Raw genomic sequence first — 22,904 nt, 5'->3', positions numbered from 1 at the left:
TTCGTAGCGAAAAATACGAGAAGGAATATAACGATGGCAAAACTGAATGCCTACTTTGGCGAATACGGCGGTCAGTACGTTCCGCAAATTCTAGTTCCTGCATTGGAGCAACTAGAGCAAGCGTTTATCGACGCGCAAGAAGATCCAGAATTCCGCAGCGAATTCATGACGCTTCTTCAAGAGTATGCGGGCCGCCCAACGGCTTTAACTCTAACTCGTAACCTAACTAAAGGTACGAAAACCAAACTGTACCTAAAACGTGAAGACCTGCTTCACGGTGGCGCACACAAGACCAACCAAGTGTTAGGTCAAGCTCTGCTTGCGAAACGCATGGGTAAAAACGAAATCATCGCAGAAACAGGTGCTGGCCAACACGGTGTTGCAACTGCACTAGCATGTGCACTGCTTGGTCTTAAGTGTCGCGTTTACATGGGTGCAAAAGACGTTGAACGTCAAAGCCCTAACGTATTCCGTATGAAACTCATGGGTGCAGAAGTAATTCCGGTTCACTCAGGTTCAGCAACACTTAAAGACGCATGTAACGAAGCGCTACGCGACTGGTCTGCAACTTATGAAGACGCGCACTACCTACTAGGTACAGCGGCAGGTCCTCACCCATTCCCAACCATCGTGCGTGATTTCCAACGAATGATCGGTGAAGAAACTAAGAATCAGATTTTGGCACGTGAAGGTCGTCTTCCTGATGCCGTTATCGCGTGTGTGGGCGGTGGTTCAAACGCTATCGGTATGTTTGCTGACTTCATCGAAGAAGAAAGCGTTCGCCTAATTGGGGTTGAGCCAGCAGGTAAAGGTATCGATACCGACCAACACGGTGCTCCACTTAAACATGGCAAAACGGGCATCTTCTTTGGTATGAAAGCGCCATTGATGCAAGATCCTAACGGCCAAGTTGAGGAGTCTTACTCTGTATCTGCGGGTCTTGATTTCCCTTCTGTAGGACCACAGCACGCACACCTAAATGCAATTGGCCGTGCGGAATACGACAACGTAACGGACGACGAAGCGCTCGAGGCATTCCAAGAACTGGCTCGCAGCGAAGGGATCATCCCAGCTCTAGAGTCTTCTCACGCTCTAGCTCATGCATTGCGCATGGCTCGTGAGAATCCTGAGAAAGAACAACTATTGGTCGTAAACCTATCTGGTCGTGGTGACAAAGACATCTTCACCGTACACGCCATCCTAGAAGAAAAAGGAGTGATTTAATGAGCCGTTATGAGAAGATGTTTGCGCGTCTAAACGAAAAAAACCAAGGCGCATTTGTACCGTTCGTAACGGTTTGCGATCCAAACGCAGAACAATCTTACAAGATCATGGAAACCCTAGTTGAGTCTGGCGCAGACGCCCTTGAACTTGGTATTCCATTTTCAGATCCGCTTGCAGATGGCCCAACCATCCAAGGCGCTAACATTCGTGCGCTAGATTCAGGCGCTACACCAGATATCTGCTTTGAACAAATTGGTAAGATTCGTGCTAAATACCCAGATCTGCCTATTGGCCTTCTGATGTACGCGAACCTAGTTTACTCACGCGGTGTCGAAAACTTCTACGAGCGCTGTGCAAAAGCAGGCATCGATTCTGTTCTGATTGCAGACGTACCAACCAATGAAAGTGCAGAGTTTGTTGCAGCAGCAGAGAAGTTTGGTATTCACCCAATCTTTATCGCGCCACCTACAGCCAGTGATGAAACGCTTAAACAAGTATCAGAGCTTGGCGGTGGATATACTTATCTACTCTCTCGTGCTGGCGTCACTGGTGCAGAAACCAAAGCAAACATGCCAGTTGGTCACATGTTAGATAGATTAAACCAGTTCGATGCACCACCAGCGCTGCTTGGCTTCGGTATTTCTGAACCAGCACAGGTGAAACAAGCAATAGAGTCTGGCGCAGCAGGAGCCATCTCCGGCTCAGCTGTGGTGAAAATCATTGAAGCGAATGTCGAGCAGCCACAAATTATGCTCGATAAACTTGGTGATTTTGTGTCAGCGATGAAAGCCGCCACTCAGAAATAATTTCCATTTGATGGAACGCTATAGCGCCCGCTTAACATTCTGTTTAGCGGGCGTTTTCTTGTATGGCGTTTATACCATATCATTTTTTATTCAACGCCCGCACTTTCCAAACCAATCTAAAGCATAGCAATCAAAGAGTGATAAACTTTGCCACTTAACCAGCACAAATAATAGCTAGAGCAGGATGCAGTAAGGTTGCACATGGAAGAAGTCAAAGCATTATTAGCCAAATGTCCTGTATTATCAGGGCTGCCCGAGAAAGGACTTAGTGAAGCAGCACAAATAGCTAAAGTTCGCTGTTTCGACGAAAAAGCACTGATTTGCAATAAAGGGGAACCTCAATCTTCTCTTATGGTCATTGCACAGGGTGCCGTACGAATTAATTCGATGAGTTCAAAAGGCAAAGAAGTCACATTAATGATTTTCGAGGCAGGAGGCTGGTTTGGAGACAATGTTTTTTCTCCCGGCATGCCCCGTATTTTTGGCGCAACCGCGCATTCGGGCGTGACCTTACTGGAACTACCTGGTGATAAATTTCGCCAATTACTCGCCAAATATCCTCAAAGTTACCCTACGATTCTCGACTTACTTAGCCGCCGCTTATGGTCTGCCATTTCTGTTATCGAAGATGATGCGATTAGAGGAATCGAAGAGCGGATTGCAAGAAGATTGCTGTTGCTTGCTGAATACCAACACAACCAAGCTATCAATACTCAGCCGTGTGTCGTGAGAGTGACTAGAGAGCATATCGCCAACATGATGGGGCTAACTCGTCAAAGTGTTCATAAAGTACTAAAAAATTTGGAGAGTATTGGGATGCTAGAACTGAAATATGGTTCAGTGACCATTACCAATCCAAAACGCTTAGAAGCGCACATAAAACAACTCGAACAATAGAGTAAACAGATAGTTCATGTGTACACGCTAGCGAGAGATTGCCATCTTCTATTCTTGAGTAACGTGCACAACACCACTCGCTCCAGACAAGTGGCGCTGTAACCCAAAGTTCATTGAATTGACTAAGCCACATTCAATTCAGATTTCAATTCACGCTTTAAAATCTTTCCTGTCGCACTCATCGGGAGATGCTCACGAATTTCAACATAACGAGGATATTTAAAAGAGGCTAACTGCTCTTTGCCCCACTTTTGTAATGTTTCCGCGTCAATGTACTCTCCCGGTTTAAGCACAACGTAAGCCTTTATCTCTTCGCCATACTCTTCATTTGGAATCCCTATCACCGCTACCATTGAGATTGCAGGATGAGTCATAAACACTTCTTCAATTTCTCTAGGGTAAACGTTAAATCCACCTCGAATGATCAGATCTTTCATTCTATCGACGATAAATAGATTACCTGAACTGTCAAAACGGCCAACATCACCAGTATGGAACCAGCCATTTTGTAGCGCGGATTCAGTAACTTCCGGGCGGTCAAGGTATCCCTTCATAACATTATGCCCACGCACAACAATCTCACCTTCTTCACCGATCGGTAGCGCATTGCCTTCAATGTCGACAACTTTTACTTCAACGCCTTGAATCGGTTGACCTACCGATCCTGGTATACGTTCCTGATCTAAATGATTAAAACATGCAATAGGACTTGTTTCTGATAACCCGTATCCTTCAAGAATTGGGACATTAAATTGTTCCTCAAAGGATCTAAAGATTTCGGTTGGCAACGGGGCTCCACCGCTGATAGCAACACGTAGTGAGGATGTATCAAATTGGTGCTGAACATGAAGCAAACCGATATACATCGTTGGCACTCCAGCAAACAACGTCACTTTGTGTTTTTCCATCAGCTCAAGAACATGTTTAGGCTCAAACCTAGGCACTAACACCAAGGTTGCCCCGCCCAAAACACTAGCATTTAAGTGGACGGTTTGACCAAAGGTATGAAATAAAGGCAAAGTTACTAAGTGAATATCATCGGCCTGGCTGCCCATAATGTTTTGTGCCACCAGAGCATTCATTATGATGTTCTGCTGCGTCAGTTCGGCTCCTTTTGGTAAGCCCGTCGTCCCTGATGTATACAAAATAACACAAGTATCATCTGCATTACGCGGTACATAATCTGACAATGGTTCTGCATTCGCTATAAAAGCATTGAGAGTTGGCACACCATTCCATTCGTTTTCACTTTGAGATTGAGTCATCACGACCATATTTTCACATATATCAGCCTGCTCAAACGCTTTAACCCCCTCTTTTGCCATTGGCAGTTCTGCTGTCCCTTCAAAACAGAAGTAAAACTTCGCTTTTGAATCTTCTAAGTGATACTTAATTTCTCGCGCTTTCAAAAGCACATTTAATGGGACAGCAACCGCGCCAGCTTTTTGTATCGCATAATAAACAAACGCGAAAAAAGGAATGTTTGGGCATGAGAGCGCAATACGATCGCCCGGAACGACCCCTTTGTTGATTAAAGATACCGCGATCTTTCCGGTAATCGCATCAAACTGCGCATAAGTTATCTCGACATCACCACATATCAACGCCGTCTTACCTGGTTTACTCGCAGCATTTCTTTGTAATGCAGCAGCAAGATTCATCATAATCGCTTCACCTCTTACTTGTTGATTTTCGTTTTATCGGCTCGGGAGCATTAACAGAGAGAGCACTCCCCTACACTAAAATGTTGGTACTTAATATTTGTCTCGCCCATTTCTGATTAACATTATGTTTACAATGCAATCAAAACTAAGAATGTAAAACAATTAACATTTCACAAAGCTAATTGGTAAAAGTGTGAGCTTGAAAGAAATTAATTGTTATAAATATCAATCCAAGTCACGCAAGACGCAGACTACGCTCGCAAACACAAAATCCATCTCAGTTAACAAAAAATAAACAAGAAAAAGAAATAAACAAAAACAATTACACAGCTAATAGGCATAACAAAAATCAATAGCAAACGTTTGCTATTGAACAAAACTTTATCGTTCGTCAATAAAATATCGATTAATCCATCAATAATACCTTGCTGCATATTGCCAATTGTAAACGATAAGTGTAAAAAGCAAGGCGAGATAATTATCCATAAAACCATTTATGGTTAGTGGGTAATTTTAGGATTTTACATTTTATTAGCACAGAGGTTATGGAAGTGTTAAAAGAAAAGAGTTTGCTAAACAACATTGGCGTACAAGTCGTAATCGCCATGATCGTGGGCACAGCCGTTGGTGCCATGATGGGTCATGATGCGACATTGTTCGCTCCTTTAGGTGCTATCTTTATCAACTTAATCAAAATGTTGGTTATTCCTTTGGTCGCTGTAGCCTTGATTTCTGGCGCAGCTGGTCTTGGGAACAGCCAGTCAGCAGGCAAAGTTGGCATCGTCACTCTAGGTTATTTCGGTTTAACATCCGCCCTAGCCGTTGCGCTTGCACTATTTATGGGCGAAGTATTCCAACCAGGCATGGGGATCGACGTCTCTGGCGTTGAAGGCATGTTCTCAGCAGAATACGCTTCAAAAGGTGAACTACCTACTTTCTGGGCAACCATCACTGGTATGATCCCAACCAACGTTTTCCAATCACTAAATGAAGCAAACATCCTACAGATCCTCGTTTTCTGTATGTTCTTTGGTATTGCAATTTCTAAGCAAGCAAAAGAGCGTCGTGAGCCAATCATTAATGGTGTTAACTGCATCGTTGACGCAATGGTTTGGATGATCAACAAAGTGATGATCATTGCCCCTATCGGCGTGTTCGGTCTAATGGCAGAAGCAGTCGGTACATTCGGTTTTGGCGCACTAATGGTGGTATTCAAACTGTTCGTTGTTTACGTTGCCGCAATCCTAATCTTCGGTTTCGTTGTTTACCCAGCAATGGTGCATATTTTCACCAAGACATCAGCGAAGAAGTTCCTGTCTTCAATGAAAAAGCCACAAGCTGTTGCGCTTTCAACGGCCTCTTCTATGGCAACACTGCCTGTCACAATGGACACCTGTGAAAAAGAACTGGGCGTAAAAAATTCAACCGCGTCATTTGTTCTGCCTCTAGGCGCAACGATCAACATGTCAGGTAATGCGATTTACTATGGCTTGGTTGCTATCTTCTTTGCTCAACTGTTCAATATCGACCTAGGTATGGGCGCTTACATTGCAATTATCGTAACGTCTACATTGGGTGCGGTTGGTCAAGCGGGTGTTCCTGGTCCTTCTTTCCTAGTGGTTGCCGTACTTCTTGCCGCTGGCATTCCAATTGAAGGTCTACCACTGCTATTCGCTCTTGACCGTATTTTCGATATGATTCGTACAGCACTAAACATCACTGGTGATGCAGCATGTGCAGTTATCGTTGATGCGCTAATAGAAGAGGAAGCGGCAGAAGCTGAGCTTAAAAAGCAAGAAGCTTAGCCCTTTTTCGAATGAACTAAAAACCGCTCACTATGAGCGGTTTTTTTGTCTTTTCTTGCATTACGTAACTATACAAATAGAAACCAATAGCATAAATTTATCAAAATGATATAAACCATTACAAAATATAAAAAACGTCAGAACTAGGTTATATCATGAGTCTTAAGCTGTCTTTGGAGCCCCTCGCCAGTACAGATTTGCCGATCGAGTCAAAACAACAGGCGCTGGTTGACACGGTTCTTCTTACTCTTACACCGCAAGAAAGGTCTTCTCTTTTTCAACAAGTTGCTTTGTATAGAATAAAGCTTCTCAAGTCCCTCTTTCCTAAATACGCATCTAAGAGTCTGTCCGTACTGTTTGAATTAATGGATTATCGAAATTTAGTACAGCAGTATCCAACGCCTTTCTCCGAAGAGGCGCTCTTACTTGAACAAGTTGCCGCAGATTGTTACCCGCATTGGATGGTTTTCTGGTGTGAATGTGAGATTGCTGCGATCAAGCAAAAGCACCCTTTAAATGAAGCGACAAGACCAACTCAGCTCTCGTTTGACGACCGCGACTATTCAAGCATATTGATCGAAGATATTGCCGAATGCGACCTAAAGGTAACACTGCCAAATCACGCTGCATTAATGCCGATTTCCGCAGCAATCACACTGAGCAATCTTGAGCTCTTCGTCCAAACTGAACAATGGTTTGAGATATTGCCTCTATTATCACTCTCGCAGAAAGGTCAACACTTTGTGCTATTGTTCAAGCAGTCATCTACACCAATCATGGTCTCCTCCGCTTTGGTGCAAAACTGGCACCAAAGAAATACCTGGCTCAGCTATTCATCACCATTTAGTAGTGAGCAATGGCAGTTTTGCCTTCCTGATTATGGCTACATTACTCTTAATCAATTAGGCCTTTTTGGAGGTAACGATCTAACTCGCCAACGGACTCTTATTGAATTTGATGCGCAGTTCCAATCTCACTTGAAAAACACTGAAGCGGTTTGCGAAGTGCTGCGTCTGACAGTGGGTGGCAACATCCAACAAAAACTGTACTTTTTGTATTTGGCACAAAAAACATTGATGAGTGAGCTATATAAAGCAGGCTATAAGCTCAGCTTTACCATTATTGAACAAATATTTATGTTAAATTTCTATCAATCTATTGATTTAGAGGCCTACTTTCACTCAGGATACCGCGACATTAACGGTGACGGTACCAAGACATACCGCGGTTTCTGGAATTTAGGTATGATGGTTGAAGCATTTCAAGACATACAGTTTCGCGACTACAAACACCGCGTACGAACAAAAAGAATTGATGAAAAGGTGAATGAACATGCTTGATATTCATCTTCACGGCCTTTTTTATCCAAAAGCAATGACGCTATACGCCACTGTACTGGTGGTGTTCGCTTGGTTGTTATATTACTGCTATCGCCTAAAACAGAAGAGTGAAACGATTTTAGGCTCGCATCATGCGCCGTACATTGCTTATTCTAGTTGCATCATCGTTTGGATCAGCAGCAACGCATACTTCCATACCGACTTATTGCCGGAGTTGGGCTCCGCTGGCGGTATTTTTATGGCTAAGTTGGCGAACTTGGCGTCATTCTTTGCCTTTGCATTCGCGTTCTATTTTTCTTGCCAGCTAGCGGCTGATATCAAAAAAACTGCGGTCAAAGCCTGGCAAAAAATCGTCTTTGTGGCACTAGCAACGTACTCACTTTACATCAACTTAGTACCAAACCTTACTGTCGAAAATGTCACCATTAGCGGTCCAAGCCAGTTCGTGATCGAGTTTGGTCCCCATACCTCATATTTCTTTATTAGTTTGCTGACATTTGTGGTATTAACACTGCTGAACTTGATTACCATGCGAGCGAACAGCAGCAAACTCACGCTGGCAAAAAGTAACTATATGATCGCCGGCATTTTGGTCTTCATGTTATCAACTGCAGTGATACACCTTGGAATGACTTACTTCCTTGGTGACTTTTCCTTAACCTGGTTACCACCAGCACTTTCAATTAGTGAAATGTTGTTTGTAGGCTATGCCCTGCTTACCTCTCGCTTTTATAGCGCTAAATACCTCACATACTTAACCGTTAGCGCACTGTTTGTCTGTGCCATTTTCGTCCTCCCGCTGGGCGCAATATTTATTCCTATCTCGGAAGATAACCAATGGCTTGTAGCGGTGCCTTTATGCGCACTCATCGGTATCACTTGGCACTTGCTTTACAAACGCGTCAGTCGTTTCGCGTCCTATTTTATTTATGGGAAACGACATACACCCGTTCAACAAATTCTTGGATTAGAAGAAGAGTTTAAACGCTCAATAGATGATGCTATGCGCCAGTTAGCAGCGTTACTGAATATACCAAATAATAAATTGCAGCTCGTCACCAGCAGTTACACCGAAACGTTTTATGAAGATTATCTGCCGTCAAGCAAGTCTGTTCTCGTGCTTGATGAACTGTCTGAAGAAATTGATTATGCCTCCTCGTCTAAAGGCTCAATGCGCAAGCTCTACGAACGTATGCGATCCAGCAATACGGCGCTCGTAATGCCTCTTTTTGGTCGTGGAAAGTCCGTTACGCACTTACTGATTTCTTCACACAAAATGGATAATAAGCTGTTTTCTAATGAAGAAATTTCAGCATTGCAAACCTTATTAGTTCGCATCCAGAGCACCATCGAGGCCGATAGAAAAGTACGCCAAAGCCGTGCGCTCGCTAACTCTATTGCGCATGAAATGCGTAACCCTCTCGCTCAAGTTCAATTACGATTTGAAGCTTTAAAACAGCATATCGAATCAAACGCTTCACTTGAGACGTTAAAGAGTGAGATTGATAAAGGAGAAGCAGCGATTCAGCGTGGTCGCCAACTCATCGACATTATTTTGCGAGAAGTCAGCGACAGCTCACCTGAGCACGAACCCTTAACTATTACGTCTATACATAAAGCTGTCGATCAAGCGGTCAGCCGTTATGGCTTTGAAAACGATCAAATAATTGAAAGGATCAATCTGCCCCAAGAGCACGATTTTGTCGCGAAATTAAACGAAACTCTGTTTAACTTTGTCATTTTCAATTTGATTCGCAATGCTATCTACTATTTTGATTCTTATCCCGATAGTCAAATTGAGATTCGTAGCCAAACGGGGGCCTACGAAAACATTCTGGTCTTCCGAGATAGTGGCCCTGGCATAGATAGCAGTATCTTACACAAGATATTTGACGACTTCTTCTCGTATCAAAAAAGTGGCGGCAGCGGCCTTGGCTTGGGCTACTGTCAACGCGTTATGCGCTCTTTTGGCGGACGAATTGAGTGCCAGTCTGAATTGGGCGAATTTACTGAGTTCTACTTGTATTTCCCGGTCGTCCCAAACGCACCCAAACCAGAGACGTTGAGAACACCGGACTTCAATGGCTGGAAAGTAAATGCACCACATTCTGAACCTCGCACAGCCCAACACGTACAAGTAAGTAACGATGCACCAACAGTGCTCATTGTTGATGACAAAGAGGTGCAGCGTACTTTGGTTCAAATGTACTTAAAAAGGCTGGGAGTCAACAGCTTACAAGCAAATAATGGCGCTTCTGCGGTGGAGCTATTTCAGTCGCACAAGATTGATTTGGTGCTTATGGATGTACAGATGCCAGTGATGAATGGATTTGACGCAAGCCAACGAATTAAGCAAATTGCGTCTTCCGTTCCGATCATCGCACTATCTGGAGAGTCTGGAGCCAAAGAGCTGGAGCTCATTGCGAAACTCATGGATGACAGACTTGAAAAGCCAACCACGTTAAATGCGCTCCAAACCGTCATCAAGCGCTGGTTGCAACATGAGAGTTTTGCTACTTCCAACACTTTCTAATTTGCGAAGATAAAACTGGCACTAGATGTGCATTACTGAAGTAAATCGAATTATCCAGAGGGTCAAGCAAGCTGCAAATGGTTAGCGGATGAGCTTGATAAGGAGATCGCCATGTTACTTCATCGACACACATACTACGGCTTGATTCATCATGGAATCAAAGCACTACTACTCGATCGCTTAGGCCACTATACAGAAGAAGAATACCATCAGTATCTGAGCCTAATGACCGGCAAATCCACTTGCTTTACGATGTCTCTCGAAGAGCTTGAAGCAACCGTTGATAATCTGTTACGTGAAGGCTATTTAGAAGATGTCAAAACGCTTATTTCTCAATATCAACGTGTTGCTTAAATCTTAAATTCTATCAACTCAATTGCCGCTCTATCGCGGCAATTTTTATGCCTTCGATTTACTACTTCATCTTTGCGAAATGTTGCTTGTTGTATCATTCAGTCAGGGGATTACTTCTCTTACCTCTAACCTTGACGGTATTCACATCTTGTCAGATTCCGTTAGACTGTCTTCAATTCACTAATTAGGTAGATTTTGCCACCATGAAGCAAATCCTAGATTTTATCCCACTCATCGTCTTCTTCGCTTTGTACAAGATATACGACATCTACGCAGCAACAGGAGCGCTGATCGTTGCAACGGCAATTCAGCTTGTCGTCACCTATGCTCTGTATAAAAAAGTCGAGAAAATGCAGCTAATTACGTTCGTTATCGTGACGATATTCGGCAGCATGACCCTTTTCTTCCACGACGACAATTTCATAAAATGGAAAGTCACCATCATTTATGTGATTCTAGCTATCGGTTTAGCAGCGAGTCACGCAATGGGAAAATCAGCCATCAAAGGCATGTTGGGCAAAGAAATTTCGCTACCTGATGCTATTTGGGCGAAGATCAACTGGGCTTGGGTCGGCTTCTTCTCATTCTTTGCTGGTCTGAACATTTATATCGCTTACGAGCTACCACTGGATGTTTGGGTCAACTTCAAAGTATTCGGAATGTTGATTGCGACATTTGCCTACATGATTGCGACTGGCTTCTACATTTACAAACACATGCCAAAAGAACAAAAAAATAACTCATCCGATGTGTCGACTGATGATTAAAAACTCAGTTTTGCTATAATCCGCGCACTTCGCAGCGACCTTCGGGTCGCTGTTTTGCTCCATGTATCACTAAACCGATCAAACGGCATACCGGATTCAGACCATTCTTGCTGCTGTAAACCAACTTTCTCTGGTCCGGTGTCTGCGGTTTTTTAAGGACCTTTGGTTCTAGGTATTTACTATGTTGGCGCTTAGTTTGAGCGCCTTTAAGATTTAGGATGTCACAATGAGTCAAGAAATTAGCTCTCCGAGAGGTCAACTGCTGCTTCGTACCCTTGCAATGCCTGCCGATACTAATGCCAATGGCGATATTTTTGGTGGTTGGATTATGTCTCAGCTCGACCTAGCAGGTGCGATTCTGGCCAAAGAGATCTCTTCTGGTCGCGTTGTTACCGTTTCAGTGTCAAGCATTACCTTCAAGAAGCCTGTAGGTGTTGGCGATGTCGTTTGCTGCTATGGCGAATGCACTAAGATTGGTCGCACCTCAATGAGTGTCGATCTGGAAGTATGGGTCAAGCCGGTAAAAGCACACGGTGTCGGCGAGCGCTTCATGGTTTGTGATGCGACTTTCAACTACGTAGCCATTGACAGTGAAGGCAAACCACGCCCGGTTCAGAATTAGTCAACCTACAGCGCTAACTGTTAGAAAGGATCTCACATTTTCTGTTGTTCACTTGTGAGAGACACAAAAAAGGCGTTAAATTAACACTTTACCCTACCAATTAAGGAACTATGCTATGTGGTATGTCATCTTTTCTCAGGACGTCGAGAACTCGCTGGAAAAACGCATGAGCGTTCGCCCGCAACACTTGGAGCGCTTACAAAAGCTTCAAGACGAAGGTCGCCTTCTTACTGCTGGCCCTATGCCTGCGATAGACTCTGACAACCCAGGAGAAGCTGGATTTACGGGCTCGACTGTCATCGCTGAGTTCGCCTCTCTAGAAGACGCTAAAGCGTGGGCAGAAGCCGATCCTTACGTAGCGGCTGGTGTTTACGATAATGTAATCGTGAAACCGTTCAAAAAAGTGTTTTAATTTATGAAAAAATTACTGTGTCTTTTCTTGGCATTTGGTGCGTTAGCGGGCTGTTCATCTACCGATGATAATCAACGCCAGCTTGAGCTATTGGCATCAAACCGAGCGGGAGTCTTGTCCGCAGGTCTCCCTTTGGAATACGGTCCACTGCAGATAATGCGTGTCTCATCCAACAAAAATGTTGTTGAAATGATGATGATTTATAACGATGACGCACTCGGTGCAAAGCCGTTAAATCAAGTACTGAATACCAGTATCTACACCTATTGCAGTAACCCGGAAATTCGTAAGCAAATTGATATGGGCTTAATGTACCGTATTAAAGTGCGTAACTCTCGCGGCCAGTTGATGGCAGATGAGTTGGTTTCCGAGCAAACTTGTACTCAAATGAAATAGTCACAGTGAGTGCGTTGTTTTCGATACGAGCAATTCATCCGCTATTGCGGGATAGTATAACGACGAAAATGAACGGCTAAGAATAGAAAAACGGAGACAACGGTCTCCGTTTTTATTTGCTAAAAAGGTGCCTTACTCAAGCTCAGCACGAAGTTTCTTCGCCGCTGACACGAGGTTCGCCAATGCCGCTTCTGTCTCTGCCCAGTTACGTGTTTTCAGACCACAGTCTGGGTTCACCCACAAACGTTGTACCGGAATCTTTTCTGCCGCTTTCTTGATTAAGCCTTCAATCCACTCTTCCGTCGGAATGTTTGGAGAGTGAATGTCATAAACACCTGGACCGATTTCGTTCGGGTAATTGAACTCTTCAAACGCTTTAAGCAGTTCCATATTTGAGCGTGACGTTTCAATGGTAATCACATCCGCATCGAGCGCCGCGACTGAATCGATGATTTCATTGAACTCGCTGTAACACATGTGAGTGTGAATCTGAGTCTCTGGTTTTGCACTCGCTGCCGAGATCTTAAATGCATCCACCGCCCATTCTAAATACGCTTTGTGATCGCGCTTTTTCAACGGCAGACCTTCACGAATCGCAGGCTCATCGATTTGAATGATATTGATGCCAGCATCTTGCAGATCAGAAACCTCATCACGCAGTGCCAGTGCCAGTTGCTGGGCGATTTCTTGACGTGTGATGTCTTCACGCGGGAATGTCCAACATAAAATCGTTACCGGGCCCGTCAGCATACCTTTCATCTGCTTGCTGGTTAGCGATTGTGCGTACGTCGACCACTCCACCGTAATCGGCTTTTCACGCTCAATGTCAGCAACCACAATGGCTGGTTTCACACAGCGAGAGCCATAACTCTGTACCCAACCAAATTTCGTCGTTTGGAAGCCCGCCAAGTTCTCCGCGAAGTATTCCACCATGTCGTTCCGCTCAGCTTCACCGTGAACAAGCACATCTAGGTCAAGGGCTTCTTGACGTTTTACGGCATCCGCAATATGTCCTTTTAGTGCTTGGATATAGTCGGACTCAGATAACTGGCCAGTGCGATAAGCACTGCGCTGAACACGAATTTCACCCGTTTGAGGGAAAGAACCGATTGTCGTGGTTGGCAACAGAGGCAAGCCCAATACTTCAGCTTGATGCGCAGCACGCTCCGCGTAAGGTGCGCTGCGCTCGGCAAGTGACGCAGTAATACTGTTTAAACGTGCTTGAACTTGTGGCTTATTCACATGCGTTGCCGTTTTACGTGCTTTGATTGGCTGGCTGTAGGTATCACAAGCGAGAATCGCATCTTGATCACCATCGAGTGCGCGGCCAAGCAAGGCGACTTCTGTTACTTTTTGTTTTGCGAACGCAAACCAGCTTTTCACTTCCTCACTGAGTTCTGTTTCCAGTTCCAGATCAACCGGGCTATGTAGCAAAGAGCATGAGCTCGCCACCCAAAGGTTGTCGCCCAGTTTTTCTTTTACTGGCTGTAGGCGTTCAAGTTGCGCACTCAAATCCGAGCGCCACACGTTACGACCGTTGACCACGCCAGCAGACAGCACCCAACCCTCCGGTAGTTTGGCAACCACGTCGTCAAGCTGCTGAGGCGCGGCAGATAAATCGATATGTAAACCATCCACTGGTAGCTTTACAATTTTGTCTAGCGTATCGCTTATAGAGTCAAAGTACGTCGTTAGCAGCACTTTTACATCGCTTCGAATCACTTGGTACGCTAGCTTGAACGCATCAGCCCACTGACTTTCAAGCTCTAGTGACAAAATTGGCTCATCAATCTGAACCCACTCAACACCTTGACTCGCGAGCTTTGCCAAAATAGCTTGGTAAGCCGTAAGCAATCGAGGCAGTAGCGTCAGGCGATCGAACCCTTCTTCTACCTCTTTACCTAAGTAAAGATAACTGACTGGGCCAAGCAAAACTGGCTTCACTTTATGCCCAGCTTGGGTTGCTTCGTTGACTTCTTCAAACAGTTGAGGCCAGCTCACTTCAAATGTATCGTCCTTGCTAAATTCAGGTACGATGTAGTGGTAGTTTGTGTTGAACCATTTAGTCATATCCGATGCTGCAGCGCCCGCACAGCCGCAACCCGCTTGAGATTGACCGCGACCCACTTTGAATAGCGTATCCAAATCAGGGAAACCGTCTGCGTGACGTTTTGGCACGTGACCCAGTAACAACGTGGTCGTCAGTACATGATCGTACCAAGCGAAATCGCCAGCGATGGTAAAACTCAAGCCAGCATCTGTTTGTGTTTGCCAGTTTTTAGCGCGCAGATCTGCCCCAACCTTTTTAAGCTCTGCTTGATCAATTTCTCCGCGCCAGTATTTTTCCTGAGCGAATTTTAATTCTCGTTTTTCACCGATGCGTGGATAACCTAGTACGTGCGTTGTTGTAGCCATGTCCCTATTCCTTTTTCAATCTTGTTCAATTTGTTTGGGTCAGAGTATCTTTCGTCATAAAAGATGTCTGGATGGCTAAACTATCGCTCTCATCAGCGGTTTGAACAACGTCCATTTATTCAACTTGTTTATTAAAAAAATTCATCATGAGGCGACATGATTCGCAAATAAACACAATAAATAGACGTCTAGACGTTTACATATCCATTTTTTGTCGTTAAGTTATTTATACGATTGCTATTCTGTTCATAGCGAGCAACAAAGGATGAAAGGAATTCATGATAGAGCTAAAACATTTGCGGACACTCACTTCGCTTCGAGACACCGGCTCTCTAACCGCGACCGCGACCGCGTTGCATCTCACTCAATCGGCCTTGTCTCACCAGATCAAAGATTTAGAGGCGCGGATTGGGGGACAATTATTCCTTAGAAAAACTCGTCCGGTGAAGTTCACTTCAGAGGGAGAAATCCTATTGCGTCTTGCAGAAGATATTCTTCCCAAACTCGCAAGAGCAGAAAATGATTTGGCAAGCTTGAAAGAAGACGTCAATGGTCGGTTGCATATGGCGATTGAATGTCACTCATGTTTCCAATGGCTCATGCCTGCTCTAAGGGAATATCAATTGGCGTGGCCAAGCGTCACGTTGGATTTTTCGTCCGGCTTTGGGTTTGAGCCCCTACCCGCATTGTTGGCTGGCGAGTTAGATCTCGTTATCACGTCGGATATTCAACCTCGTTCTGAAGTGCATTATGAACCTTTATTCGACTTTGAAATGCGCTTAATTACCGCGACCAACCACCCATTGGCGGAAAAAGAAGTTATTGATCCGCAAGATCTCGCAGATCAAACCATGCTCTCTTATCCGGTTCAAAAACAAAGGCTAGACGTCGTAAAACACTTCTTGCAGCCAGCGGGGGTAGAACCAGCCAAATGGAAGCAAGCCGACAATACTCTGATGTTAGTGCAAATGGTTTCCGCAGGTTTAGGGGTTGCAGCACTGCCAAATTGGGCGATTTCTGAATTTTCTCGCCAAGGCCTTATTACCAGTAAACCTTTTGGCCAAGGCTTATGGCGTCGCTTATTTGCTGCAACGCGTCACTCAGAGAAAGATAAACGTTACTTACAAGCCTTTTTCGCAACCGCAAGGCTACAATGTAAAAGCCACCTTGACGGAATCAAGATGGCTTAGGGATATGGATTAAGAAGGTTTAACGTTGATATGCTTTAAATTGGTTGGTCAATGGATCGTACTGATAACCAAGCATATCAAGCTTGCCTACTACGGACTCTACATCCATTTCATACACCGATACTAACTCGTCAAAACTGTCGCACTCTAAACGTAGCTTTTCATTGACGATACCTAGCAAAATAATGCTGTCCAAATTACCTACATTGCTTAAATCCATCGCGACTCTCCTCTTCGACAAGGTATATAAACAAGCGTAGACGTAATCACGTGAATTTAAAGTGAGCGCGATCCAAAACGTGAGTGCCTTATACTCAAGCAACCTAGAAAGGACTTGAGTACAAGCAGTATTGATCTGTTTCTCGACTCGAGATTAAGCCGCCAGAGAGAATAAACCTTGTAGGCTCGTCATTGACGCGAGCGCGAGCAACAGGGCGACGCTCAGTTGAACCTTTTCTGGTTTTTTATGTGTGAAGATATGCCAGCACCAAACAATGATTGAAGAAACTAGCATGGCTAAAGATAATAAAATTGGTTGTGTTGCTGCACTCAATGTCGCTTCATTTAACTGGTAAGAAGCAAATAGCGTTGCGATCACCAGCAGCATTCCAGACACAATGCCCATAACTGGCAAAATGCGGTGAAATGCCTGTAATCTGCTACGAGCGATAGTCAGAAGCAATTGAGAAAATGACGCCCCAAGGAAAAATATCATTATTGCCATCGCAATAGACGCAGGCCAACTTGGCTGTTCAAATGCTTGAATACTTACATACGCAAAAGCCAAACCATTCGCTAAATGCATCGCCCAAAGAGGGCCTTTTTCACGCGTTTTCTTGGTTTGAACCTGAGAGTAGAAATAGAAAATAGCGAACACGATCATAAATGCTTCAATACGAAGAGAAGCAACCGCAAGCCACAATAACGCCACTGCTGGCAACATTTTATGAAGACGGCCTCTCTGACCCGGACAAATATCGCCCTTGATGAGAAGCAAAGTCAGTAGCGCTTGCGCGCCAAATAGCATCGGAGGAAAAGTAACCAGCAATTGTTGAATCATGTTAAATGCACGCTCAAAAGTCATTTTGGGGTGCGATAATAGCAAATCACCTATCGTCAAACCACCGAAAGTCTATCCCCAAATGTACTAGAACAGCGAGACTTTTTATTCAACAAGAAGCGAGATACTTCAACGCATCTTCTTGAGTTAACACGCCTCTGTATTCTTCTTTTTCATCACATAAAACCCACGGGAAGCGAATGCCTGTTTTGATTAGCTCTCGAATAGCAGCGACGGACAAATGCGCATTGACGAGCACAAACTCCGTGCTCATTATCTGGTTAACCGGGCGTTTCCAAATCCAATTTTCTCGCTCAGTCTCTAATTCTGTCCCCATGGAAGGCGTTAGGTGTAAGTTAACTTGCTCTTTGGTAACTAAGCCAACACAGCGCTTTTCGTTAATGACAACCAACGGCGAACTTGGACTTAAATTCATATATTCCACCGCCAACGATAATGGCTCCCCGGGATCAAGGTGCCTGACCTCTTCATGGCTCAGTGATTGCAATACATCATCTTGTTTTGGTTTGACAGCAACACCTGAAAACAAATGTTCGTAACTTTCCGCTTTCTCCATCAAATCGACAGGCCGAGCACGAGAGAACAAAAAGCCTTGCATGTAATCCACACCTATTTCAGCCAATGTTTGAAGCTCCTGTTCTGACTCCACGCCCTCGGCAACCACTTTTACATTCATTTGCTGAGCAAGATCAGTGACCATTTTGACAATATTATAACTGGTATTGCCATGCTGAATGTTCTTAACGAATTTTCGGTCGATTTTCAGTAAATCAAACTGCCCTTTCTCTAGGTAAGAAAAAGAAGAATACCCTGTACCGAAGTCATCAATCGCAATTTTAATGCCCTCTTTGCGCACTTGCTCTAGCGCTTGCGTATGCTCTTCGTCTTGCTCAAAATACGCTGTTTCCGTCAGCTCAATCGTGACTCGTTTAGGATCGACACCACTGGCTTTAATTAGGTCATGCGAACGCTGAAGAACCTGGAGCGAATCCAATTTAGTATTCAGTGAGCGATTGATGGTTAACCCTATTTCCTCGCCATATATGTCTTGCAAGCGCGGAAAGTGTTTGAGCGCGGCTTGACAAACCTCATCATCTAGAGCCGCAATCAACTCTAAGTCTTCAATAACAGTAATCATCTCTTGAGTGCTATAGGCATCACTTTCATGATAAAAGCGCGCTAAGGCCTCGAACTTAACGACTTTACCAGTTCGGCTATCAATGATTGGTTGAAAATGAACATCCACCAGCCCACTGTCGATTTGCGCTTCCAAAAACGCCTCTAAATGCTGGCGTTTGACTAACTCAGAATGAAGCTCACTATTATAAAAATTAAAATAGCCACCTTCTCCAGAAAGTGAGGACAACATCGCCTGGGCTGCATGCGCTAACGCTTGCTTTGGCCTGTTTGTATCATAGCCGAGGATTGACACACCCGTTTGTCCCTCGACGATAGTGGTATGCATTTTTGTTCCCATTTCATTCCTAAGCTCAGTGAAGAACCCTTTCATTGCAATTTGAATCAAACGTAAAGGACTTAGCCATTGACAGTGAGGAGTTTGTAAACAGACAACAAACACATCCCTAGAAAGTTGACCCGCTATACTGGTGTAGCGGCTTCGCATAATAAAATCGGCGAAGCCTAATTGCTGTTCAAGTAAGCATTTTTCAGAAAAATTTGGTCTGAGAGTCATGACGATATTGAGTTCTTTACTCCCACTTTCGTTCGCCAAATTAGCTAATTGCAGTTCGAACTCTTCTCTAGAAGGCAAAAACGCTGACCAATCATGTTGTTGTTCACAGCGATTTTTCATCCACAACAAGGAAGCCGAAATGTCAGTAGAGAAGCCGAGATAAAGAATCCGTCCAGAATGAAACGTTAGCCGATAGATACAAAGATGATGTGCCTGATTACTACCATTTGCAGTTCTACTCAATAAATTACCGCTCCAGTATCCTTCATCATCAATATGTTGCCAGAGTTGGTCGTAAAACGCCTGACTATGGTGAGATGTGCTAAAGATATAGGTTTTAAGTCCAACCAAATCACGGTTTTGATAACCCATTTGCAATTCAAAGGCGCGGTTACAACCCAAGATTCGGGTGTCTTCGTCCGCGACTAAAACCCCTACATTCGGTAAATCAAAAATCGTTTCGAGAATTTTCGCTAACTCTTCGCAGCCAGTGATCGTCAATTGCGGGATGATAGAGCCTTGAACAATACGCTCATTGAGCTTTTCAAAGCTAATTGTGACATGTATTAAGCGAGCTTCATTAAGCATCATGCAACAAGAAAAACGACCTTGCCCACCTAGGAGCTCCACTTCTAAAATTCGTTGTCTTAGTGTTTCCTGTTGCCCCATCAGCATGTGCTCAAACAAATCATCTAAGCAGGTGACTGGCGTATTTAACCCAAAAGCATTTGCCATTCCTAGCTGGTCGCATTCGAACTCGCGAGTATCAATCTTGTAAGACCATTCAATCACTGGAGTCGGATTGGATGTCGGTTGCACTTTTTCATGTGCTATTGTTGTTGAGTCACTCATTCCCTAGCCCCCTTTTTAATTAGCCTCATGCTCAGGGTTCGTAGTCAACGTGCCTTATTCCATTTGGGACCTGCTGATCCTCTTGTAAAATAGATTCTGGCAACGTAAGCCAATCGACTTAGAACCTTTTCAGAGCTTGTTCGGCTTTTTGCATTTTCCTATGCATTAATTTGATTATAGGCGTTGTTTTTAATAAGCACACCATTGCTTATTGGTTGTATTAACATTGCGACATTTTTCACGACTCGACCTATAACCATGAGGCTTTCAAGGTGATATTAGACATAAAATCGCCGATATAGCCTTGATATTTTTGCAAACCAAATAAAACTCGATGAACTAAGCTTGAATAGATGAGTTTGGTATAGATACCTGATCCTCAAATCGCTATAATTCGCGCTCCCTGGAACAGAGAGCAAAATATGACCAATAACATCACTCCTATTCATGAGTACAAAAAATACTGGGCAGAGTGTTTTGGTACGGCACCTTTCTTGCCGACCAGTCGCAAAGAAATGGACGCCCTAGGATGGGATAGCTGTGACATTATCATCGTAACCGGTGACGCTTACGTAGATCACCCGAGCTTTGGTATGGCTATCATTGGCCGTCTGCTAGAAGCGCAGGGTTTCCGTGTCGGTATCATTGCTCAACCAGAATGGCAAAACAAAGATGCGTTCATGCAGCTAGGTAAGCCAAATCTGTTCTTCGGGATCACTGCGGGTAACATGGACTCCATGATCAACCGTTACACCGCGGATAAAAAACTTCGTCACGATGACGCGTACACCCCCAATAACGAAGGTGGCAAACGCCCAGACCGCGCGACTTTGGTTTACTCTCAGCGTTGTCGTGAAGCCTATAAAGAAGTGCCTATTGTTTTAGGTGGTATCGAAGCCAGCCTACGCCGTGTTGCGCACTACGATTACTGGTCAGACAAAGTTCGCCGTTCGGTACTGTTTGATGCAAAAGCAGACATCCTACTTTTCGGTAACGCAGAACGCGCACTTGTAGAAGTGGCGCATCGCATCGCAAATGGTGAAGACATCAGCACCATGACCAATATTCGTGGTACTGCCGTGAACTTGCCAGCCGCGCCAGAAGGCTACACGGTTATCGATTCTTCTCGCATTGAAAAACCTCGTAAAGAAGCGTTCGTACCAAAGAACCCATACGAAGTAGAAACTCAGTGTGAAACTAAAAAAGATGAGCCAGTTGCACAACCAATCACGATTCGCCCATCACGCCACGATGCTGCGACAACTGCGGTTCGCTTACCTTCGTTTGAAAAACTAAGAAACGATCGCATTCTTTATGCTCATGCAAGTCGTGTATTGCATTTAGAAACAAACCCGTACTCTGGCCGAGCGTTACTTCAAAGCCATGGTGATCGTGAACTTTGGGTAAACCAAGCCCCAATCCCATTGACGACCGAAGAGATGGACTTTGTGTTTGGCTTGCCTTACGCGCGTGTTCCTCATCCTATGTACGGCAAAGCGAAAATTCCAGCGTATGACATGATCAAAACGTCTGTGAACATCATGCGTGGTTGTTTTGGTGGCTGTTCTTTCTGTTCGATTACCGAGCACGAAGGCCGAATCATTCAAAACCGCTCGAAAGAGTCAATCATTAACGAGATTGAAGAAATTCGCGACAAAGTTCCGGGCTTTACTGGCACAATTTCCGATCTTGGTGGGCCGACTGCAAACATGTACCGTCTGGGCTGTAAAGATCCAAAAGCGGAAGCGAACTGTCGTCGTCCATCCTGTGTATTCCCGGGCATCTGTAACAAGTTAAATACAGACCATAAACACACCATCGATCTATACCGCGAAGCGCGTAAAGTTGAAGGCGTGAAGAAAGTGATGGTCGCATCTGGCGTACGTTACGACCTTGCGATTGAATCACCAGAATACGTGAAAGAGCTCGTAACTCATCACGTAGGTGGTTACTTGAAGATTGCACCGGAACATACAGAGAAAGGCCCTCTTGATCTGATGATGAAACCTGGCATGGGCACGTATGATCGCTTTAAAGAGATGTTCGAGAAGTACAGCGCAGAAGCGGGTAAGAAGCAGTACTTAATCCCTTACTTTATCTCTGCGCACCCAGGCACAGAAGACGAAGACATGCTGAACCTTGCTCTGTGGCTGAAGAAAAACAACTTCGAGTGTGACCAAGTACAAAACTTCTACCCTTCGCCAATGTGTAACGCAACGTCGATGTACTACTCAGAGACAAACCCTCTGAAACGAGTGAAGTATAAAAAACGTGAAGATGTACCTGTAGCAAAAGGTGAGCGTCAACGTCGCCTACATAAAGCGCTGTTGCGTTACCACGATCCAGCAAACTGGCCAATGATCCGAGAAGCCCTAATCAGCATGGGTAAAAAACATCTGATTGGTGACAAACAAGGCTGTCTCGTTCCTGCGGAAGACATTGAAGCACAAACACCTGCACAACGTCGTAAATCTGGTCGTCACGGGGCAAACCGCTTTGCTACGAAACATACCAAAAACCAACCGGGCTTCGGTGGTCATTTGAACAAACGCTCTGAAGGCGGTTCAAAAGATGGTAAACCATCTGGCAACCGTAACGGCTCTGACAAAGCAAAAGGTGGTCAACGCCCTGCAAGCAACGGCCAACGTCCTAGCGGCAACGGTGCAAACCGCCCGGCAGGTAGCAAGCCACAAGGTCAAGGTCGCCCACAAGGACAAGGCAAACCAGCTGGTCAACGTAAACCAAAGCGTCGTTAATTCTTTAGCACTTAAATACTAGAAAGGGCTCCAGAGGTAACTCTGGAGCCCTTTTGTTTTGTCGGTTCATTGAGGTATCACTCACAACTCAAACTTT

At 44.6% G+C, this 22,904-nt stretch carries 18 protein-coding genes; 13 read left to right on the top strand and 5 right to left on the bottom strand.

Translation table 11 applies throughout. The annotated features are described in order from the left end of the window. Window positions 1–33 precede the first annotated feature (33 nt). The 3 genes from trpB to MTR11_RS21190 all read left to right on the top strand — a co-directional run bounded on the left by trpB (window position 34) and on the right by MTR11_RS21190 (window position 2,927). Window positions 34–1,224 carry a tryptophan synthase subunit beta gene (trpB, locus tag MTR11_RS21200; protein ID WP_005394827.1) on the top strand — a complete coding sequence of 397 codons (1,191 nt, stop codon included), beginning with the start codon at window positions 34–36 and terminating at the stop codon, window positions 1,222–1,224. Next, the gene (gene trpA, locus MTR11_RS21195; protein WP_134647450.1) at window positions 1,224–2,030 is read left to right on the top strand and encodes a tryptophan synthase subunit alpha; all 807 of its coding nucleotides are present in this window, start codon (window positions 1,224–1,226) and stop codon (window positions 2,028–2,030) included. The genes trpB and trpA overlap by 1 nt, the downstream gene beginning before the upstream one ends. A gap of 201 nt (window positions 2,031–2,231) precedes the next feature. Continuing rightward, window positions 2,232–2,927: a Crp/Fnr family transcriptional regulator gene (locus MTR11_RS21190; RefSeq protein ID WP_006743300.1), complete on the top strand. Its 696-nt coding sequence runs from the start codon at window positions 2,232–2,234 to the stop codon at window positions 2,925–2,927. Between the two features lie 122 nt (window positions 2,928–3,049). Here the strand turns inward: MTR11_RS21190 and MTR11_RS21185 are convergent, their stop codons facing one another. After that, window positions 3,050–4,591, bottom strand: coding sequence for a long-chain-fatty-acid--CoA ligase (locus MTR11_RS21185; RefSeq protein ID WP_243328340.1), 1,542 nt, complete (start codon window positions 4,589–4,591; stop codon window positions 3,050–3,052). Window positions 4,592–5,136: 545 nt separating this feature from the next. Between MTR11_RS21185 and MTR11_RS21180 the strand changes: the two genes are divergently transcribed. The 8 genes from MTR11_RS21180 (at window position 5,137) to gspS2 (ending at window position 12,820) form a co-directional block, all read left to right on the top strand. Beyond that, window positions 5,137–6,396, top strand: coding sequence for a dicarboxylate/amino acid:cation symporter (locus MTR11_RS21180; RefSeq protein WP_243328339.1), 1,260 nt, complete (start codon window positions 5,137–5,139; stop codon window positions 6,394–6,396). Between the two features lie 155 nt (window positions 6,397–6,551). Continuing rightward, window positions 6,552–7,736 carry an acyl-homoserine-lactone synthase gene (locus MTR11_RS21175; protein WP_243328338.1) on the top strand — a complete coding sequence of 395 codons (1,185 nt, stop codon included), beginning with the start codon at window positions 6,552–6,554 and terminating at the stop codon, window positions 7,734–7,736. Further along, the gene (locus MTR11_RS21170) at window positions 7,729–10,269 is read left to right on the top strand and encodes a hybrid sensor histidine kinase/response regulator (protein WP_243328337.1); all 2,541 of its coding nucleotides are present in this window, start codon (window positions 7,729–7,731) and stop codon (window positions 10,267–10,269) included. The genes MTR11_RS21175 and MTR11_RS21170 overlap by 8 nt, the downstream gene beginning before the upstream one ends. Window positions 10,270–10,380: 111 nt before the next feature. Continuing rightward, on the top strand, window positions 10,381–10,623 hold the full coding sequence (locus MTR11_RS21165) for a hypothetical protein (RefSeq protein WP_005392851.1): 243 nt from the start codon (window positions 10,381–10,383) through the stop codon (window positions 10,621–10,623). 203 nt (window positions 10,624–10,826) lie between these two features. Beyond that, complete coding sequence (locus tag MTR11_RS21160) at window positions 10,827–11,390, top strand: septation protein A (protein WP_182036452.1); 564 nt, start codon at window positions 10,827–10,829, stop codon at window positions 11,388–11,390. Between the two features lie 226 nt (window positions 11,391–11,616). Then, window positions 11,617–12,012, top strand: a complete 396-nt coding sequence (yciA, locus tag MTR11_RS21155; RefSeq protein WP_005392848.1) for an acyl-CoA thioester hydrolase YciA — start codon at window positions 11,617–11,619, stop codon at window positions 12,010–12,012. A 115-nt stretch (window positions 12,013–12,127) separates the two neighbouring features. Beyond that, on the top strand, window positions 12,128–12,424 hold the full coding sequence (locus MTR11_RS21150) for a YciI family protein (protein ID WP_005392847.1): 297 nt from the start codon (window positions 12,128–12,130) through the stop codon (window positions 12,422–12,424). A gap of 3 nt (window positions 12,425–12,427) precedes the next feature. Next, the gene (gene gspS2, locus MTR11_RS21145) at window positions 12,428–12,820 is read left to right on the top strand and encodes a GspS/AspS pilotin family protein (RefSeq protein WP_243328336.1); all 393 of its coding nucleotides are present in this window, start codon (window positions 12,428–12,430) and stop codon (window positions 12,818–12,820) included. 132 nt (window positions 12,821–12,952) lie between these two features. Here gspS2 and metE read toward each other — a convergent pair whose 3' ends face one another. After that, window positions 12,953–15,235, bottom strand: a complete 2,283-nt coding sequence (metE, locus tag MTR11_RS21140; RefSeq protein ID WP_243328335.1) for a 5-methyltetrahydropteroyltriglutamate--homocysteine S-methyltransferase — start codon at window positions 15,233–15,235, stop codon at window positions 12,953–12,955. Between the two features lie 278 nt (window positions 15,236–15,513). Between metE and metR the strand changes: the two genes are divergently transcribed. After that, complete coding sequence (gene metR / locus MTR11_RS21135; RefSeq protein WP_005392844.1) at window positions 15,514–16,425, top strand: HTH-type transcriptional regulator MetR; 912 nt, start codon at window positions 15,514–15,516, stop codon at window positions 16,423–16,425. A gap of 19 nt (window positions 16,426–16,444) precedes the next feature. On the opposite strand, the gene MTR11_RS21130 is transcribed toward metR, so the two are convergent. From MTR11_RS21130 to MTR11_RS21120, 3 genes are all read right to left on the bottom strand, one after another. Then, the gene (locus MTR11_RS21130) at window positions 16,445–16,645 is read right to left on the bottom strand and encodes a DUF4250 domain-containing protein (RefSeq protein WP_005392843.1); all 201 of its coding nucleotides are present in this window, start codon (window positions 16,643–16,645) and stop codon (window positions 16,445–16,447) included. A 153-nt stretch (window positions 16,646–16,798) separates the two neighbouring features. Further along, window positions 16,799–17,509, bottom strand: a complete 711-nt coding sequence (locus MTR11_RS21125; RefSeq protein ID WP_182033148.1) for a hypothetical protein — start codon at window positions 17,507–17,509, stop codon at window positions 16,799–16,801. Window positions 17,510–17,594: 85 nt separating this feature from the next. Further along, a complete protein-coding gene (locus MTR11_RS21120) occupies window positions 17,595–20,051 on the bottom strand; it encodes an EAL domain-containing protein (protein ID WP_006742639.1) in 2,457 nt (818 codons plus the stop codon). Between the two features lie 422 nt (window positions 20,052–20,473). Between MTR11_RS21120 and MTR11_RS21115 the strand changes: the two genes are divergently transcribed. Then, a complete protein-coding gene (locus MTR11_RS21115) occupies window positions 20,474–22,807 on the top strand; it encodes a YgiQ family radical SAM protein (RefSeq protein ID WP_048625729.1) in 2,334 nt (777 codons plus the stop codon). Window positions 22,808–22,904 lie beyond the last annotated feature (97 nt).

It is taken from the genome of Vibrio sp. CCB-PB317 (genome assembly GCF_022808245.1).
Classification (GTDB): Bacteria; Pseudomonadota; Gammaproteobacteria; order Enterobacterales; family Vibrionaceae; genus Vibrio; species Vibrio diabolicus.
Note: the sequence above shows the minus strand (reverse complement) of the source record. Positions and strands in the feature narration are given on the sequence as shown.